This is a genomic window from Peribacillus sp. NPDC097895 (assembly GCF_050277555.1).
Lineage (GTDB): Bacteria > Bacillota > Bacilli > Bacillales > DSM-1321 > Peribacillus.
Map to the genome: position 1 here is coordinate 1,692,507 of NZ_JBNNSH010000001.1, position 16,233 is coordinate 1,708,739.

The 16,233-nt window shown below is 39.0% G+C and carries 19 protein-coding genes; 12 read left to right on the top strand and 7 right to left on the bottom strand.

The annotated features are described in order from the left end of the window. Positions 1-641 precede the first annotated feature (641 nt). From ACQKMH_RS08160 to ACQKMH_RS08180, 5 genes are all read left to right on the top strand, one after another. Positions 642-1,841 carry an MFS transporter gene (locus tag ACQKMH_RS08160; RefSeq protein ID WP_427586890.1) on the top strand — a complete coding sequence of 400 codons (1,200 nt, stop codon included), beginning with the start codon at positions 642-644 and terminating at the stop codon, positions 1,839-1,841. A gap of 654 nt (positions 1,842-2,495) precedes the next feature. Continuing rightward, positions 2,496-3,287, top strand: coding sequence for an SGNH/GDSL hydrolase family protein (locus ACQKMH_RS08165; protein WP_427586891.1), 792 nt, complete (start codon positions 2,496-2,498; stop codon positions 3,285-3,287). Further along, positions 3,284-4,198 carry an ABC transporter ATP-binding protein gene (locus ACQKMH_RS08170; RefSeq protein ID WP_427586892.1) on the top strand — a complete coding sequence of 305 codons (915 nt, stop codon included), beginning with the start codon at positions 3,284-3,286 and terminating at the stop codon, positions 4,196-4,198. The genes ACQKMH_RS08165 and ACQKMH_RS08170 overlap by 4 nt, the downstream gene beginning before the upstream one ends. Further along, on the top strand, positions 4,191-5,171 hold the full coding sequence (locus ACQKMH_RS08175) for an ABC transporter permease (protein WP_427586893.1): 981 nt from the start codon (positions 4,191-4,193) through the stop codon (positions 5,169-5,171). Before ACQKMH_RS08170 ends, ACQKMH_RS08175 begins: the two co-directional genes overlap by 8 nt. A 211-nt stretch (positions 5,172-5,382) precedes the next feature. Next, a complete protein-coding gene (locus tag ACQKMH_RS08180) occupies positions 5,383-5,814 on the top strand; it encodes a CBS domain-containing protein (RefSeq protein WP_427586894.1) in 432 nt (143 codons plus the stop codon). A 41-nt stretch (positions 5,815-5,855) separates the two neighbouring features. Here the strand turns inward: ACQKMH_RS08180 and ACQKMH_RS08185 are convergent, their stop codons facing one another. Then, on the bottom strand, positions 5,856-7,829 hold the full coding sequence (locus ACQKMH_RS08185; RefSeq protein ID WP_427586895.1) for a S9 family peptidase: 1,974 nt from the start codon (positions 7,827-7,829) through the stop codon (positions 5,856-5,858). A gap of 169 nt (positions 7,830-7,998) precedes the next feature. Next, positions 7,999-8,319 carry a YckD family protein gene (locus ACQKMH_RS08190; RefSeq protein ID WP_427586896.1) on the bottom strand — a complete coding sequence of 107 codons (321 nt, stop codon included), beginning with the start codon at positions 8,317-8,319 and terminating at the stop codon, positions 7,999-8,001. 292 nt (positions 8,320-8,611) lie between these two features. Between ACQKMH_RS08190 and ACQKMH_RS08195 the strand changes: the two genes are divergently transcribed. Then, on the top strand, positions 8,612-8,758 hold the full coding sequence (locus ACQKMH_RS08195) for a lmo0937 family membrane protein (protein ID WP_230155562.1): 147 nt from the start codon (positions 8,612-8,614) through the stop codon (positions 8,756-8,758). Between the two features lie 533 nt (positions 8,759-9,291). Here the strand turns inward: ACQKMH_RS08195 and ACQKMH_RS08200 are convergent. Next, positions 9,292-10,209 carry an NAD(P)/FAD-dependent oxidoreductase gene (locus ACQKMH_RS08200; RefSeq protein ID WP_427586897.1) on the bottom strand — a complete coding sequence of 306 codons (918 nt, stop codon included), beginning with the start codon at positions 10,207-10,209 and terminating at the stop codon, positions 9,292-9,294. 151 nt (positions 10,210-10,360) lie between these two features. After that, positions 10,361-10,684 carry a winged helix-turn-helix transcriptional regulator gene (locus ACQKMH_RS08205; RefSeq protein ID WP_230155565.1) on the bottom strand — a complete coding sequence of 108 codons (324 nt, stop codon included), beginning with the start codon at positions 10,682-10,684 and terminating at the stop codon, positions 10,361-10,363. A gap of 268 nt (positions 10,685-10,952) precedes the next feature. Here ACQKMH_RS08205 and ACQKMH_RS08210 point away from each other — a divergent pair, with 268 nt between their 5' ends. The 3 genes from ACQKMH_RS08210 to ACQKMH_RS08220 all read left to right on the top strand — a co-directional run bounded on the left by ACQKMH_RS08210 (position 10,953) and on the right by ACQKMH_RS08220 (position 13,596). Further along, a complete protein-coding gene (locus tag ACQKMH_RS08210) occupies positions 10,953-12,032 on the top strand; it encodes a nitric oxide synthase oxygenase (RefSeq protein WP_427586898.1) in 1,080 nt (359 codons plus the stop codon). A gap of 59 nt (positions 12,033-12,091) precedes the next feature. After that, positions 12,092-12,364, top strand: a complete 273-nt coding sequence (locus ACQKMH_RS08215; RefSeq protein WP_427586899.1) for a hypothetical protein — start codon at positions 12,092-12,094, stop codon at positions 12,362-12,364. A gap of 293 nt (positions 12,365-12,657) precedes the next feature. Further along, positions 12,658-13,596 (top strand): magnesium transporter CorA family protein, encoded by a 939-nt coding sequence (locus tag ACQKMH_RS08220; protein ID WP_230155572.1) that lies wholly within the window; start codon positions 12,658-12,660, stop codon positions 13,594-13,596. 29 nt (positions 13,597-13,625) lie between these two features. Here the strand turns inward: ACQKMH_RS08220 and ACQKMH_RS08225 are convergent, their stop codons facing one another. Then, complete coding sequence (locus ACQKMH_RS08225; RefSeq protein ID WP_427586900.1) at positions 13,626-13,817, bottom strand: hypothetical protein; 192 nt, start codon at positions 13,815-13,817, stop codon at positions 13,626-13,628. 94 nt (positions 13,818-13,911) lie between these two features. Here ACQKMH_RS08225 and ACQKMH_RS08230 point away from each other — a divergent pair, with 94 nt between their 5' ends. Beyond that, positions 13,912-14,076 (top strand): hypothetical protein, encoded by a 165-nt coding sequence (locus ACQKMH_RS08230; protein ID WP_427586901.1) that lies wholly within the window; start codon positions 13,912-13,914, stop codon positions 14,074-14,076. A 145-nt stretch (positions 14,077-14,221) separates the two neighbouring features. Here the strand turns inward: ACQKMH_RS08230 and ACQKMH_RS08235 are convergent, their stop codons facing one another. Continuing rightward, positions 14,222-14,356, bottom strand: coding sequence for a YuzL family protein (locus ACQKMH_RS08235; RefSeq protein WP_427586902.1), 135 nt, complete (start codon positions 14,354-14,356; stop codon positions 14,222-14,224). A 98-nt stretch (positions 14,357-14,454) separates the two neighbouring features. On the opposite strand from ACQKMH_RS08235, the gene ACQKMH_RS08240 reads away from it, so the two are divergent. Next, on the top strand, positions 14,455-14,706 hold the full coding sequence (locus tag ACQKMH_RS08240) for a YkuS family protein (protein WP_230155578.1): 252 nt from the start codon (positions 14,455-14,457) through the stop codon (positions 14,704-14,706). A gap of 47 nt (positions 14,707-14,753) precedes the next feature. On the opposite strand, the gene ACQKMH_RS08245 is transcribed toward ACQKMH_RS08240, so the two are convergent. Further along, positions 14,754-15,209, bottom strand: a complete 456-nt coding sequence (locus tag ACQKMH_RS08245; RefSeq protein WP_427586903.1) for an OsmC family protein — start codon at positions 15,207-15,209, stop codon at positions 14,754-14,756. A 253-nt stretch (positions 15,210-15,462) separates the two neighbouring features. Here ACQKMH_RS08245 and ACQKMH_RS08250 point away from each other — a divergent pair, with 253 nt between their 5' ends. Further along, a complete protein-coding gene (locus tag ACQKMH_RS08250; protein WP_427587544.1) occupies positions 15,463-16,224 on the top strand; it encodes an SDR family oxidoreductase in 762 nt (253 codons plus the stop codon). Positions 16,225-16,233 lie beyond the last annotated feature (9 nt).

Below are 16,233 nucleotides of genomic sequence, written 5' to 3' on the forward strand. Positions count from 1 at the left end.
GAATAGTATTTCTAAATTTATTGATTTTATGAAAGAAACCTGCAATTTATTTGAAAATGGAATATACCGGAAGATATAGAGAGTAAATAGATCGGTGTAAAGAAATAAAAAACCTTAAAATACTATGAATTCCCATTAAAATATAGGAAAATAGAACAATGGTACGATCAATTGTATCACTAGGCACCATCCTATTTATGATTGCAGTGTATTAGAACATACCGGTAGTGGAAGCAAATGAAAACGTCTTTCTTATAGGAAGCGGCCGCTCAATGGGAGTGGCTTTTTATGTGCCAAATTGCGAACGATAATTCAGGAATGCCAAAAAAATTTTTCTACAATAATTCTTTAAATGAAAATAGACTTGTGGATCCGGAAATAATTATGATGAAATCAATTATATAAATGTGAGAGTGGAAGAATTCTTTGCCATTGGCCAAACCACAGTCCTTGATTTTGGATAAGAAGAACATGGAATCATCTTTCAAAACATTTTACTAACGGAACCACACTTATCTCGCACGAGGAAATCATCGTTCGATCTGAAGAGAATCGTTTAAAACAGGTTGTAATACTATTCAAAATTAGGTTGTTGTATATGGAGTCTGGGTAGAAGATAAACTGTATGGGGGAAGCTGGATTTGGAAAAACAAAAGCATGCTAATATTATAAGTTTGAAGGTATTTTACTTATTTTCTTTTTTTTCAGTGGGAAGTTTAACACCACTTTTAAGCGTTTATTTAAACAATGAGGCAGGGTTGTCAGGTATTGAAATAGGTACGATCATGTCGGTTGGACCGATAGTGATGATCGTTTTTCAACCTTTTTGGGGAATTGTCTGTGACTGGAGCGGAAAACCAGCAAAAATACTGGCACTGACATCATTTCTAGCTGGTTTATTCGGGTTAGGTTACTTACTGTTTGAGCCCTATTTCCTTTTAGTATCCGTTGCAATTGCTTTGGCTGTTTTTCAAAGTGCCATTATTCCAATTTCAGATAGCATCACTCTTCAATATACCACAAGGATCAAATCGAATTATGGAAAAATCCGTTTATTCGGTTCACTTGGTTACGGTCTGGCGGTTTTTGTAATGGGGAAGTTATCGGAATCAGTAATTGGTCCATCCGTTATATTTTACGCCTTTTTCTTCGGTCTATTGATTGCGGCTCTTTTAGCTCTCCGCTTACCCGAAGAGCCTTCTCGAGAAAAGGTAAAACTTTTTAGTGGAATTAAAGAATTGATTACCATGAAACGTTTCCTTATCTTTCTTGCAATCACGTTTTTGCTTTTTGGTCCAAATCTTGCAAATAATGTATATTATGGTTTGTTTGTTGAAGCAAGAGGTGGTACATATACGGGGATTGGCATTGCGTTCCTGTTAGCAGTATTGTCGGAAATTCCATTTATGAGAATGGCAGGCAGCTGGATTCATAAAATGGGATTGATGCCTATAACCTTATTGGCGGGAGCGGCTTCGTTGGTTCGCTGGAGTTTGTATTTTACTGAACCAAGTTTGACTACCGTATACGTGACTTCCATCATGCAAGGTTTTTCCCTTGGCTTATTCATTCCTGCGGCTCTGCAATATATCCGGGAAGTCGTACCGGCCCATATAACCGTTACTGCCATAACGCTTTATTCCGCAATTGGCAATGGGTTAGGAAACTGGTTCAGTACCTTCAGCGGCGGGATTATTTTGGATAAGTCAGGGATATATGCGGTGTATTTATTTTACGCTATGCTCACATTGATTGGGATGCTGCTTACAATATGGCTCATGGGACTGGATAAAAAACAAAAAGTATGGGGAGAAAACACGTATAGTAGAAACCTGAGTTGAATATCTTTTTTACAAAATTTTAGAAAGTAAGAAGCCTCTTCACCTTACAACGTGAAGAGGTCAGACTGTAGAAAAACTCGATGTTAATGGAGTTTTTCTACAGTTTTTTTTAGATTTTTAAAATTTGACCGTCGATTGTAGCGTAGGGCACTCGCTTTCCACGGCGGTCCGCCTTCGGCACTCTTTGCTCCTGCGGGGTCTCCATTGGACGCGTATTCCCGCAGGAGTCTCGTACTCACGTTCCAATCAACTTTGTTTTATCGGTTAGATAGAAGTCCCTTTGCCTACAGTATTTTTCGATTATAAAAATATAAGTATTAAAACTTGAGGTGATAAGGATGCTTACCTTCCACACATGTGAAAGCAAGTGCGAATAAGCGGCAAGTAGGAATATATATCAAGATCGTGAAAACAGACGAAAGAAGCCTTTTCCACCAGATAAGTTTATCAAGGAAGAATAAAGAGGAGGTTAAAAGAGTTCAACTTGATTTCATGAATCTCTTTTAGCCCTTATTACTTACTTATTGAGGTAATGCAAACGAATAGGGGACGGAAGTTTCCGGAATTTTTCTTACCAAGAGCAATCAGTTTTTTTGTTTTTGGAAAAAATATGATTTAATGGAAGGTAGAGAATGAATGGAAGGATGAGTGTTTTTGAGCAAACCAAAAGTATTGACCGCTACCATTGTATCAGCTTTTATCGGGCTGTTTTGTTTATTTTGCCTCGGTTGGACTATTATTGACCATTATGGAAAAAAAACTTCTGATATGGGAGCTAATGAAACGACCCCCATGAAAAAGAATCTTCCTGATGACTTTACGGTAGTGGCGTTGGGTGATTCATTGACACGTGGTACAGGTGATGAAACAGGAAAAGGTTATGTTGGACTTGTTATGGAAGATTTGGAGAGTGAATACCATAGAAAACCGCTCATTCATAATCTCGGCATTAATGGACAAGTGTCTCAAGAATTGGTGCAGCAAGTGAAACAAACGGAAGTGAAGCGTCAAATCCAGGCAGCTGATGTTATTTTAGTTACTATTGGCGGCAACGACCTCTTTCAAAAGGGACAGACCTTGATTGATTATGATAGGGAGGCTGCATCCGCTTCACAAAAGAAATATTTGGAAAATTTGCATGGAATTTTAAAAAATCTCAATCATGTCAATGATACAGCCACCATATTTTTACTTGGCTTGTATAATCCATTTATAGATTTGGACGAAGACTTGGATACTAACCGCATAGTACGGGACTGGAATAATGAAACGGCAGAAGTAGTGGCTCATTATAAAAATGCAATTTTCGTACCAACATTCGACTTATTTCAATTATCGGTAAATGAATATTTGTATTCAGATAAATTTCACCCTAATAAGGAGGGTTACCGTTTAATTGCTGATAGGGTTGCTCCTTTAATAAAATGGGAGGATGAGGAACGATGAAACAAGTAACATTGTCAGTTAAGGGCTTGAAAAAAAAGATTGGTAAAAGGGAAATTATTAAAGGTATAGATTTTGAGCTGAATGAAGGTGAGGTTTTCGGCTTTTTAGGACCGAATGGCGCCGGTAAAACGACGACGATCCGCATGTTGGTGGGTCTGATTAAGCCAACATCGGGATCCATCCATATATGCGGATATGATGTGCGTAAGGAATTCACGAAAGCCATGCAGCATATGGGCTGTATTGTAGAAAATCCAGAGTTATATCCATTTTTAAGTGGTTGGGATAATTTGCTCCACTTTGCAAGAATGTTACCAAAAGTTGATGAAGCAAGAATGAATGAGGTTACAGAACTCGTCGGTCTACAAGCGAGAATTCATGATAAAGTGAAGACCTATTCTCTAGGTATGAGGCAGCGCCTAGGAATTGCGCAGGCGATGCTGAATAGTCCAAAGCTATTGATTTTGGATGAACCAACCAATGGTCTAGATCCTGCTGGGATCCGTGAAATGAGGCAATTCATCAGAAAGTTGGCTGAAGAAGAAGGTATGAGTGTTCTCGTATCTTCACACTTATTAGGTGAAATCCAGCAACTATGTGACCGGGTCGCAATCATAAAAAATGGAGAAATAATCAAAACCGATACAGTGGAAAGGCTATTATCCACACAAGAGCGGATAATTTGGAGGGTAGAGCCCTTACAAAAGGGTGTGGAGATCCTTAGCGGTTACACCGATATTACCGTAGAGCAAAACTTTATCATTACAGCTTATGATGAAGTCGAAACTCCTGAATGGAATGCTGCACTGAACCAAGCAGGGGTTAAGGTGCATGAAATGAACCGAAAACTCCCGGGATTGGAAGAATTATTTTTGCAGGTAACCGGTAGCGGAGGTGCACGTATTGAATAATTTGATCCAAAATGAAATGATGAAGTTGTTGGCAAAAAAACGGTTAGTCATAATAGGTATCATCGTTGGCATTTTAGTGATGATGTTCACCTATGCACAATATAAACAAGTGAAAGAGCAGCAGGAGAAGTTGGGTACTTCTGATTGGCGTTCTGCTCTTCAACAGCAAATCATCGATACTCAAAATCGATTGAGCTCAAATAGGATGCTGGATGAGTGGCGTGAACAACTAGAAGTCAGTCTAAAACAGCAGCAATATTACCTGGATCATGACATAAACCCCTCAGAACCAGGTGCAGCTACTTTTACACGCATGTTTTTGGAAAATGCCATTGATTTGTTCATTCCGCTGCTGATCATGATTGTAGCAAGTGATTTGGTTTCTTCCGAAAATAGTCAAGGTACAATTAAACTCCTGTTAACAAGGCCAGTGGAACGCTGGAAAATTTTAATGAGTAAATATGTAACATTATTATTGTCGGTTTCGCTAATTGTGGCGATGACAGCTTTACTCTCGTATTTGTTATCGGGACTTGTTTTTGGGTATCAGGGATGGGGAGCACCCGTCATAACCGGATTTGAATTGAAGGGCGCTGATGTGGATGTCAGTCAAGTTAGGTTAGTTGAACAATGGAGATTCCTATTGATGGATTTGGGACTTGTTTGGCTGGTTGCGGTAGTAGTAGGGACCCTTTCTTTCATGCTATCTGTTTTGGTGCGCAGTACACCCGCTGGCATGGGCATCATGCTGGCTGCTTTGATTTCGGGGGCTATCCTGAATAATATGGTTTCATCATGGGATTCAGCGAAATATTTTTTTATGGTGAATTTGAAATTGACCACTTATATTAGCGGTACGGCTCCGCCAATCGAGGGAATGACCTTATTATCGTCCGTCATTACATTGCTCGTCTGGTGGGTGCTAGCATTAATTGTATCCTTTGCAGCATTTACCAAAAGGGATGTTTACTAAGGAGAGGCAGCCTATTAAAATAATTATCCTTGTGTAGGGGAAGAATTGGAAGCGGGTTTATCGAAGCTTGCTGACGAATTCGACTCTTTAGTTAAACCGGATCATGGGAATTATGTGGAATGGATCCTGTTTGAAGCTGTTGAATAATATCTCTTAAAAGGCCAACAATAAACAAGCAACTAATGAAATACTGAAATATGGAGGGAAATCCATGACTACACTAAGAGATATTATGACAACAGATATTGACTGTTGCACAGCGGAGGATAATATATATGAAGCAGCAGTCAAAATGAAGGATGACGATGTTGGAGTCATTCCTGTATTGGAGAATAACCATTTAATTGGTGTCATTACAGACAGGGATATCGTTATCCGCTGTGTGGCAGAGAAAAAGCCAAACTCGACGAGAATAACTGATGTTATTTCCACCAATCTTGTAACGGGTACTCCTGATATGTCAGTTGATGAAGCTGAGGAGTTAATGGGGAATGAACAAATCAGAAGACTCCCAATAGTGGAAAATGACAAGCTCGTCGGAGTTGTGGCATTAGGAGATCTTGCTGTACACCGTCAGACTAATTCTATCGCGGGTAATGCTCTAAGTTCAATTTCCGAGGACAGAAATCAAATTCAACACTAAAAACAAAACTCTGTTAGCGAATGCTAACAGAGTTTTTGTTATTAAAAATATTTATTGAACCATCCTTTGATTTCTTCTACGTGTTGCAGACGCATTTTGGGAGATCCGCTTCGGGAAATTTCATGCGTTTCATCCGGGAAGGAAACAAGTACTGCTTCTTTGTTTTGCCGTTTTAAAGCGACAAAAAATTGCTCACTCTGTTCAATGGGACATCGGAAATCTTTTTCACCGTGAAGTATGAGTAAAGGAGTATTCACATTGGAAACATACTTTAAAGGTGAGTGCTGCCACAATTTATCAGCCGAGTTTATGATATCGCCGCCAATTTCCCACTCTGTAAAGTAATAGCCAATATCGCTGACACCATAAAAGCTTAACCAGTTACTAATGCAACGCTGAGTCACTGCAGCCTTGAAACGGTTGGTATGCCCGATTATCCAATTTGTCATGAACCCTCCATAACTTCCGCCGGAGACACCCAAATCTTCATGGTTTATAAAATCATATGTAGCTAAAACATGATCCACTCCAGCCATTAAGTCCTGATAATCCATGCCTCCATAATCACCTCGGCAGGCATTTGCGAAGTCCTGACCATATCCCAAACTGCCACGCGGGTTAGTGAACAAAACTGTATACCCTTCATTAGCCAAGGTCTGGAATTCATGGACATAGGTATTGGCATACATCATATGAGGACCGCCGTGAATTTCCAAAATGAGTGGATATTTATGATTTTCATTAAATTCGGTCGGCCTCATGATCCAGCCGTGGATGGTCTGTCCATCGGCAGCGGGAAAAGAAATGGGTTCAGCTATGGATAAATGTTTATTCCTTAAAAATTCATCATTCACAAAACTGATTTGTTCTTTATCCCCATTCGTAAGGTTATATGCAAAGAGGTCGCCTGGATGGGCGGGTGTACTTATGGCCACGACGGCACGATGGCTTTCGGGATCTATGGTCAGTCCGTATATATGCTGTGGATCAAGGATGGATGGATACATAGCGCCCTCAATCGAACCATAATAAACTCCAGTATTCCCATAATCGCTTATTAAAAAATAAAAGCCTTGGCTATCGTTTGTCCATAAAATACCTGGGTCGACTGCCCCGATTTGGAAATCCCCGATTGCGGAATCCCCGATTTCGACGTCCCAGCCATCCGTTAAGCACTGAATCGTTTGATCGGATATGGAGTACAACCAGATATTTGAAAAGGTGGCACCTGCAAATTCTTTATTATGTCCAATGAAGGAAAGATATTCACCATTTGGAGACCACTTCGGATCTTTAAAGAAACCCGTACTATCCGTAATCTTCTGTAAAAACTTCGTTTCAAGATCCATGGTGAAAATATCAGAAAAAAGTTCATCATCACTCCTTTCTGCATCCCCGCTCATGAAAGCAATGTGCTGACCATCAGGGGACCAAGCATTAGGGTGATGATCAATATTATTTTCCGTTAGCAATACAGATTCGTTATGAAAAATATTCACTACAACGAGCTGTTGATATAACTGATCGAAATAGCCTCTCCCGTCCCATTTATATTTTATCCGGTCATACCGGTGTACTTCTTTAGACAAATCATTTTCCTTTACTGTATGAAGGGTTTCGCCGTCTTTTAAACCGGTAGATAACAACAACTTGGTGGAACATGGTGACCAAATCGGTTTGGTTACACCGTTAATGAAATGGGTAAGCTGACGTGCTTCGCCACCAATGCTCCCAATGAGGTGAACTTGTTTTTTTCCTGATCTGTCTGATATAAAGGCGATATGCTTTCCATCAGGAGACCATGCTGGAGATGTATCACGATTATCTCCAAACGTCCATTGCTTTGTTTCATTCGTAATCAAGCTGTACATATACAGATTGGAAATGTATTTTTCTGTTTTTTCATCAATTCTCGTTTGGACGTAAACCGCCATGCTGCCATCTGGTGATAGCTTTGGATCAGTCACTGATTTCAAGTGAAATAAGTCTCTTGCTGTTATCCCTATTTTGTTCATCCTTTTCACCCTTTCATTTCTCATAATTATGTATTTCGCTAAAGAGAAATATAAATCCTTTAGTAAATAGTAAACACGTAAGGTTTATTTATCAAGAAAGAAAGAAATGAAAAAAATCCGGCCTTTTTTAAGGTCGGATTAGTATGCTTCATAGGTAAAGAACATAAAATTACTCATGCATATGTCGTGTATGCGGACGATGCGGTGGGATTTGGAAATTATGTTCTTCCATCATTTTATAATGTTTTTCAAAGTGAGATAACATTTTATCTGCTTCTTCCTTCGAAAGCGCACCAAACTCCACGTATTTTTCAATCAATTTCTTTTTGTCCGCGAGTATCTGCTTTTGGATCTTTGCAATTTCTGATTTTTGAGCATCAGTGAATTGTACGCTTTCCGGTTTTGCTTTAGTTTCCTCTGCGGCCGGGTGGTTCAGGTTAACCAAGAAAAGGGAACAGGCAGTTAAACAGATGACTAAAAACTTTTTCATGAATGAACGACTCCTTTTATATTTTCTTGTAAAGCGCTATCCTTAGGACCTTTAAAACTGATAGTCTCTTCCTTCGGAGAATTAAGTTTTTTTGCAACAGAAGGAAGATTCCTTTTTTCTTTATTATCTTTTACAGGATTTACAGCTTTATGTAATATTTTTTTGGATTTCCCACTAAAGGGTTTGTGAAAGAAAGATATGGGTAATTTAAATGTAAGCCAAAAATAATGGAGGAACTTCTATTAAAGAAAGTTCCATTAATGAGATTAGTAAAAAGAAAGGGGAGATCATTATGCTTTGGACAATTATTGGCGCCATAATATTATTATGGGTACTTGGTTTAGTCTTTAAAGTGGCAGCTGGCTTTATACATATCTTGCTCATCATCGCGGTCATTCTCATTCTGGTTAAAGTTTTTAAAGGAAGGAGCCGAATGTAGATATACATCTGAGCCCAAGGCTTACCAAGGAACATATAGGAATGGAAAGGGCGTCCTGGTAAACAGGTCGCCCCATTTTTTTATACATTAAGGTTTCGGAAGGTCTTATTAGGTTAGGGTTTCCATGATAAAGTGCCACACTTCTTTACGTTAGGTAAAAATTATGAACGCCGCTATAAAGATACTGACCTGTTTGAACAGATTTTCTATCTAAGTACAGAGTCTCTTTCGTTTATTCCACACATGTGAAAATTTTAGAACAAAAAAGACTGTAGGAAAAAGGAGTTCTATCTAACTGTTAAAACAAGGTGATTAGAACAGGTGTGTGAGACTCCTGCGGGAATACGTGTCCAAGGCAGACTCTACAGCCGGAAAGTGCGTCCCTCCCGGACGGCCCGCGGAAAGCGAGTGCCTTCAGTGGAAATCAACGGTCAAATTTGAAATGCCTAAAAAACTGTAGACAAACTCAATTATTATCAAGTTTGTCTACAGTCTGGTAAACAAGTCGCCCTTTTAATTTTTAACGCGGCGCTTTAATCATAAGGAAGTGGCTGGCCCAGCAGTCTCTTATGAATCCAAATAGCTGCCTGGGTCCCATCACCCATCGAAATGGTTACTTGTTCAGAGTGCGCAACGAGGTCTCCGCCGGCCCAAACTCCCTCGATATTCGTTTCTTTAGTACGAGGGTGGACCACCACATGATTGTTTTCGTTTACCTCCACACCCAATTGTATGGCGAGTTCATTATTCAGTTTGTTTCCTTTAAAAGCAGTGAATGCCTTTTCAGCTTCAATTATTTTACCAGTTATTAATTGTATCGCCGTCATCTGTTGTTTAGCATCAACAAGAACTTCTTCAACTTCTTCTTCAAACACGGGAATCTGGTTTTTCATCAACTTTTCCCTGTACTTATCATCAATTTTTGATTTCAAATGATTTACGTAAATGATATCTTTTGACCAATATAACAGTGTAAGGGCCATACTTGCTCCCGTATTCCCACCGCCAATGACAACGGTTTGCTTATCCATGATCTCATACCCATCACAGTCTGGGCATATATAGGTGGATGTCCCAAGCGTTGAATAAATATTTTTGATTGGAGGGATGTTATCGGTAATTCCCGTTCCAAGAAAAATCGTTTTTGCTTGATATTCCGCGTCATTCTTTGTTTTGATAAAAAACTCGTCATGTTTTTTTTCAATAGATACCACAGTATCATCCAAGAATTCAACATCGAATTTTTCAGCGTGCTGTCTGCCCAAAGTCCTTAAATGATTGCCGCTTACCCCATCAGGCCATCCAAGGATGTTATGGTAAGCCTTGGCTATGGAAGAGCGGCCCTGTGCAGAATCAATGACGAGTATACGATGTTTATATCTTCCGAGCTGGATGGCTGCCTGAATACCGGCTATACCGCCACCAATTACTATGCAGTCTGCTTGCTTCATGAATTCACCGCCCATATAATTTAGAATAAACCTAGTGTTATTCTATCTGTAAAAAATATACCACTAGTCGTGAGCGGTTAAACAAAAGCAAAAGGAAAAAAGGGAAAGTCAGCCAGCTGGCGAACATTCCCCTTTTTTCCTTTTGCCTATGTTATTGATTCTGTATTGGTTCGAGCCATTCTTGAGCCCAGTTTTGAATTTCTCTCATTACCGGTGCAAGTGCCTTGCCTTTTTCAGTTAATGAATATTCAATCCTGACCGGTGTCTCTGGATATACGTCCCTTTTTACAATACCTTCAATCTCCAAGTCCTTTAAACGCTCAGAAAGAATCCTCCCACTGATCGGGAAGGCAGATTCAATATTACAAAACCGTTGAGGGCCATTAAGCAATTGATTGACAATCAATCCAGTCCAGCGTTTACTCAAGATTTGCATCCCTTTTTCAAATCGCGGACAAAGTGTCGTATTATTCATCATATCACCCCATATTATTATATTATAATCCATTTACCGCTTCTGTAACAACTTTACCGATTATTATTTAGTTACTAGAGATATTATAATATAAAAAATTTATGAACTTACTTTAAGTATCGTGCGGAAGAATTATTTCCGCCTCGGAATTGCCACATTTTAAAAGAAATTGCTCATTCAGAAAGGTGTTCCTTTAGTGATACTATGAGAAATATGTTACTTTATTAATGAATTCAAAGTTTTGCAAATGGAAGGATCCGTGGGAAAGATGAGTGATTTACTGCAAGAGGCCGTATCCTTTATAAGGACAAGCTATTCAGAAATGTTGAAAACGGAAGAGGAAATAACTAGTAGGATTGAACAAATCAAAAAAGAAATTAATGAAACAGACAAATATGAACATACATATGAAGAATTAGTACATGGTGCTAAATTAGCTTGGCGGAATAGTAATCGTTGCATCGGACGTTTTTTTTGGGAGTCGCTTCGGGTGATTGATAAAAGGTTGATTCAGAACGAAGAAGAGATTGCATCGGCCCTTTTTGAGCATATCGATTACGCTACGAATAATGGAAACATCAGGCCTGTAATTACAATTTTCAAACAGAAAGATCATGATGGAAAAATCGATATTTGGAATCATCAGCTTATTCGTTATGCAGGATATGAGTCGGAACATGGTGTAATTGGCGATTCAAGTTCAATCGAATTTACGAAGCAATGTCTTACATTAGGCTGGAAGGGGAAATATGGTCCATTCGATATATTACCACTTGTCATCCAATTGGACGGACAAACCCCTAGTATTTATGAAATTCCTGATGGACTGGTTAAAGAAGTTCCAATCACCCACCCAGAGTTTACATGGTTCAAAGACCTTCAAATCAAATGGTATGCAGTTCCAATCATATCTGGTATGAGACTGGAGATCGGCGGCATTACTTATTCAGCTGCACCATTCAATGGGTGGTACATGGGAACGGAAATTGGTGCGAGAAATCTTGCAGATGAAGATCGCTACAATATGCTTCCAGTAATAGGGGAGCGAATGGGCTTGGATATTAAACGAGATTCTAATTTATGGAAAGATCGAGCATTGATCGAATTGAATGATGCAGTCCTGCATTCGTTTAAAAAATCTGGTGTCAGCATTGTGGATCACCATACAGCGGCTAAACAATTCAAGAAATTCGAAGAAAAAGAAGCATCATTTGACCGGAAAGTAACGGGGGACTGGTCATGGTTAATTCCCCCGGTCTCTCCAGCTACGACACACGTTTTTCATAAACCGTTTAATAATGAAATAATGACGCCTAATTTCTTTTATCAAAAGCCTCCATATAAATAGGTTTACAATACGCAGCATCGGGTATATATATATTAATCCAATTTTTAAGGGGGAAGGTAATGATGGCATTAGGAAGAAATGTAGTACTATTAGGAGTCGGAGTTGCCGGAGTCTCATTTTTATCAACGAAAACGAACAGAGGAAAAGTGAAGGGTATATGGTCCAATGCAAAAGATAAGGCAATGAGCTTTTTGAATAGGAGAACTTCAGAGCTAGACCCTGTAATTGAAAAGGCAGGTCACCCGGATCCATATGATCATGAAGATAATAAAATGGTAGATGAAGGCGCAATGTATGGTGTTCACTATTATAATCAGACAAAGCATGGATAATGAAACAAGAATCGCTTGGGGATTCCCAAGCGGTTTTTTTATTTTTTCAGATAAGTCTAAATATAAAAGTGAGTATTCAAGGTGGTAAATTCGTTATTGTGCTTTAAAAGAATAAGGATTAAGATTAAAGAATCGAAAGGAAGTGGATACGAGTGAGCAGCAGTTCTTATGATCCTGAACCCAGTAAGCAAGAGGAAGCCAATATGATGCTAGAAGTCGAGACTGTTATACTTCCTGAGTATCTGCTCGAAGAAGGTAAATAAGGCTTTCTCTATAGAAGAGGAGGTCAACGAATGATTGAAATCTACAAGACGAATGAAAACCGTCTCCTAAACAATATCGAGGAAATGACAAAAGGTTCCTGGGTGAATATTGTCGCGCCCACAGAAGCCGAAATAGAATATATATGCACAACTTTAAAGTTACCGATTAATTTTATGAAAGATCCGCTGGACGATGAGGAAAGGCCTAGAATTGAAAAAGAGGATGACAATGTTTTAATTATTGTCGACTTCCCATATTTGACCAAGGACGAAGCTAACTTACCCATCTTTGAAACGATACCGATAGGGATGATCTTTACCAAGGACTGTTTCATTACGGTCTCTTTGAAGGAAACACCCATATTGGCAAATTTCAAAAACAATAAGATCAAAGGATTTTTCACTAATAAGAAAACTAGATTTGCCTTACAATTATTATTTGAAATTTCATCCTATTATTTACGGTACCTGAAACAGATTAACAAAATGACGAATGAAGCGGAACGTGAATTGCACCAGTCAATGAAAAATAAAGAACTATATACTTTTTTGGCTTTGGAAAAAAGCCTGGTTTATTTTACGACATCATTGAAATCCAATCGGGTTGTACTTGATAAAATCCTCCGTTTTAATTATTTGAAAATGTATGAGGAAGATAAAGAATTACTTGAAGATGTAATCATCGAAAATGCACAGGCAATCGAAATGGCGGAAGTGTATCTCTCGATTCTCAGCGGGATGATGGATGCATTCGCTTCGATTATCTCGAATAATGTCAATAATGCCATGAAGTTTCTAACCTCGGTGACAATAATATTAACGCTGCCGACGATGGTGGCAAGTTTTTACGGAATGAATGTGGAACTGCCATTTGAGCATAATCCGTATGCTTTTATCTTTACTTTATTAATTGCGATTACTTTTGCGGGTACGACGGCGTTCATTTTTTGGAAAAAGAAATATTTTTAAAATTAACCGGCTTGTTAAGCCGGTTTTGTTTATTCCTCAAAATACTCTTCAAATCCTTCACTGTTAATCCGATCTGCATAAGGATTCTCATCATTTACATGTTTGGTATCCCAATTTGTTTTAATGACTAAACGGGGGCTCTGTGATGGTTCCCCGATTATACGGTCGTTCAACTCTTTAAAATCCGGTACATTTTTATTGCCAGCTTTGTTTGGTTCCAAAAAAACACCTCCATTAGTATTTTTGCAATAAATGATGGGGTGTATTCATGAATATCTTAGGTTTGGGGAGGATAATGGGACAAAGGAGGAGATCATGATGACAAAATGGAACGAACAAGCAGCTCCCGATAATAACTTAAAAGCAAGTGATTTAAACCAGGATGAAGCAAAGAAAGCAAAAACGGGTTCAGAAACCATTGATGGTGATCAATTAAATGATGTGAAGATCCAACAGGAAATCATAAAACAAAATATATGAAAGTAACTGAGTATTGGCGATGAAATAACATTGGATTGCAGAGGAAAACGCTTGGCAGTTAACCAAGCGTTTTTGAGTCACGTATTTGTCATGAATTTTCATCAAAAACCGTAATTTCCATGTTAGGTTCAAGGATTCATTTTTATCATGAACGCTTTTGTTTTTTTAGTGAAGATGGTTGAGTGAAGGACCCTGTTTCTTTCGTAGTGGTACCCTGCCCCTCTACCTGGGAAGAACCTAAACGAGTTTGTGTGGCATCTTTCTTGTGTTTTCCATTCATAGTTATCACCTCGATATTACTTTCCCTATTTCCTTTGCATCCTATACATATATTGAAGGTAAAAAGGACAGGTTAGAAAGTAGAGGAGGTGTGTGTTGATGTCAAAAATCGGTGTTGAAGAATCATTAACGAATATTCAGGAAGCACTTCGTGAAAAAGGTTTTGATGTTGTGGAGATTAAACAAGAAGCTGACGCAAGAAACTTGGATTGTTGTGTGGTAACAGGATTGGAAAGTAATGTGATGGGAATAAGCGATACTTCATTTAAAGCGTCTATCATAGAGGCTGATGGTTTAACGGCTGATGAGGTATGCCAAAAGGTTGAAAATAAAGTGAACGAAATTCAATAGTACAAAAGGTGCCTAACCCTATACCGGATTAGGCACCTTTTCTTCTTTCAGGTCTGCTGCGCTAAGGAAATTGTTGCGTTCAATTCCACAATTACATTTCCTTTGATCGCCCTGGAAATCATACATGAAGTTTCAGCCTTTTCTGCGAGTTTCCTCGCTTTTTCAATCACTTTTTCAGATGTATCCGAAGCCAATACAAGTGTTGGGCGATGAATGATTTTTTTATAGGTGAATACACCATTCGTAACATCCACTAAAGCTTCCGATTGCATGGTCAAGCTGGCTTTTTCTATATGGCTTCGCTCTAACATGGCAGCAAAGGTAATGATATAGCACGTGGAGGCGGCCCCAAGCAGCATTTCATCGGGATTGGTGCCGATCCCTGGTCCCTCCATTTCGGGAGGAATGCTTATGTGTGTTTGAAGATTTCCCGAATGGATCGTACCGATATCATTTCTCCCTCCTGGCCATTCCGCGGTTAAATGAAAGTGATGTATCGTCATTTTATAAACCTCCTTACTATTCTTTTAGTGTATACGATAAAACAAGTTTAGTATTCGTTTTTGCTCTAAATCACAAGGCAATCCAATGGAAATGTAATTTTTTATTTAGGAGAAAGGCTAGTGAAACAAAAGGCTAAGGCATTAGGCTATTTTAAGCACCATATTGGATAGGCTTTTCTATAATAATATAGATGGTTCTATATAAATAATAATTCATTATGGAAGGGCTGAAAAGTTGACTACATTGAGTAATATGTTCGATTTAACTAATAAGACGGCTATCATTACCGGTGGCGGCAGGGGGCTGGGAAAGCAGATTGCCATGGCGTATGCTGAGGCTGGAGCTAATATCGTCATTGCCTCAAGAAATCTTCCTGTATGTAAAGAGGTATGTGAACACTTGCGATCATTGGGTGTAAAAGCCCTGGCCCTTGAATGTGATATTACTGATGAGGGTGACATTGAACTTGTGGTACAGGAAACGATTGCTCAATTCGGTACGATTGATATTCTTGTCAATAATAGCGGCACGTCCTGGTCAGGTCCATTCTTGGATCTTCCTAGGGATAAGTGGGAAAAAGTATTGAATGTAAATGTTACAGGCACATTCTTGTTTTCTCAGGCTGTTGCGAAGGTCATGATACAGCAAAATTCCGGGAAAATCATAAATATTGCATCGGTGACAGGTCTTGGCGGGACGTTTCCTGAACTATTGGATACGATAGCTTATAACACAAGTAAGGGTGCTGTCATTACAATGACCAAGGATTTAGGGGTTAAACTCGCTAGATACGGCATCCAAGTAAATGCAATAGCACCAGGCTTTTTTCCGACAAAGATCACAAAGGGAATTCTTGAAAAATCCAACTATGACATTCTAGGTAATACCCCCGCTCGCCGGTTTGGCAATGAAGATGATTTAAAAGGAGCCGCCGTATTTTTGGGCTCACAAGCTTCAGACTATATGGTTGGTCATGTTTTAATCATTGACGGGGGAGTATCGGCATTAGTATAAACGGAGAAG

What these genes read in the sequence shown, in the direction of transcription:
- ACQKMH_RS08200 (WP_427586897.1), bottom strand. Translation starts at nt 10,209, where the DNA reads ATGAAGCAAGCAGACTGCATAGTAATTGGTGGCGGTATAGCCGGTATT.
- ACQKMH_RS08195 (WP_230155562.1), top strand. Translation starts at nt 8,612, where the DNA reads ATGCTTTGGACAATTATTGGCGCCATAATATTATTATGGGTACTTGGT.
- ACQKMH_RS08170 (WP_427586892.1), top strand. Translation starts at nt 3,284, where the DNA reads ATGAAACAAGTAACATTGTCAGTTAAGGGCTTGAAAAAAAAGATTGGT.
- ACQKMH_RS08190 (WP_427586896.1), bottom strand. Translation starts at nt 8,319, where the DNA reads ATGAAAAAGTTTTTAGTCATCTGTTTAACTGCCTGTTCCCTTTTCTTG.
- ACQKMH_RS08230 (WP_427586901.1), top strand. Translation starts at nt 13,912, where the DNA reads ATGATGACAAAATGGAACGAACAAGCAGCTCCCGATAATAACTTAAAA.
- ACQKMH_RS08245 (WP_427586903.1), bottom strand. Translation starts at nt 15,209, where the DNA reads ATGACGATACATCACTTTCATTTAACCGCGGAATGGCCAGGAGGGAGA.
- ACQKMH_RS08205 (WP_230155565.1), bottom strand. Translation starts at nt 10,684, where the DNA reads ATGAATAATACGACACTTTGTCCGCGATTTGAAAAAGGGATGCAAATC.
- ACQKMH_RS08220 (WP_230155572.1), top strand. Translation starts at nt 12,658, where the DNA reads ATGATTGAAATCTACAAGACGAATGAAAACCGTCTCCTAAACAATATC.
- ACQKMH_RS08210 (WP_427586898.1), top strand. Translation starts at nt 10,953, where the DNA reads ATGAGTGATTTACTGCAAGAGGCCGTATCCTTTATAAGGACAAGCTAT.
- ACQKMH_RS08250 (WP_427587544.1), top strand. Translation starts at nt 15,463, where the DNA reads ATGTTCGATTTAACTAATAAGACGGCTATCATTACCGGTGGCGGCAGG.
- ACQKMH_RS08185 (WP_427586895.1), bottom strand. Translation starts at nt 7,829, where the DNA reads ATGAACAAAATAGGGATAACAGCAAGAGACTTATTTCACTTGAAATCA.
- ACQKMH_RS08180 (WP_427586894.1), top strand. Translation starts at nt 5,383, where the DNA reads ATGACTACACTAAGAGATATTATGACAACAGATATTGACTGTTGCACA.
- ACQKMH_RS08215 (WP_427586899.1), top strand. Translation starts at nt 12,092, where the DNA reads ATGATGGCATTAGGAAGAAATGTAGTACTATTAGGAGTCGGAGTTGCC.
- ACQKMH_RS08235 (WP_427586902.1), bottom strand. Translation starts at nt 14,356, where the DNA reads ATGAATGGAAAACACAAGAAAGATGCCACACAAACTCGTTTAGGTTCT.
- ACQKMH_RS08240 (WP_230155578.1), top strand. Translation starts at nt 14,455, where the DNA reads ATGTCAAAAATCGGTGTTGAAGAATCATTAACGAATATTCAGGAAGCA.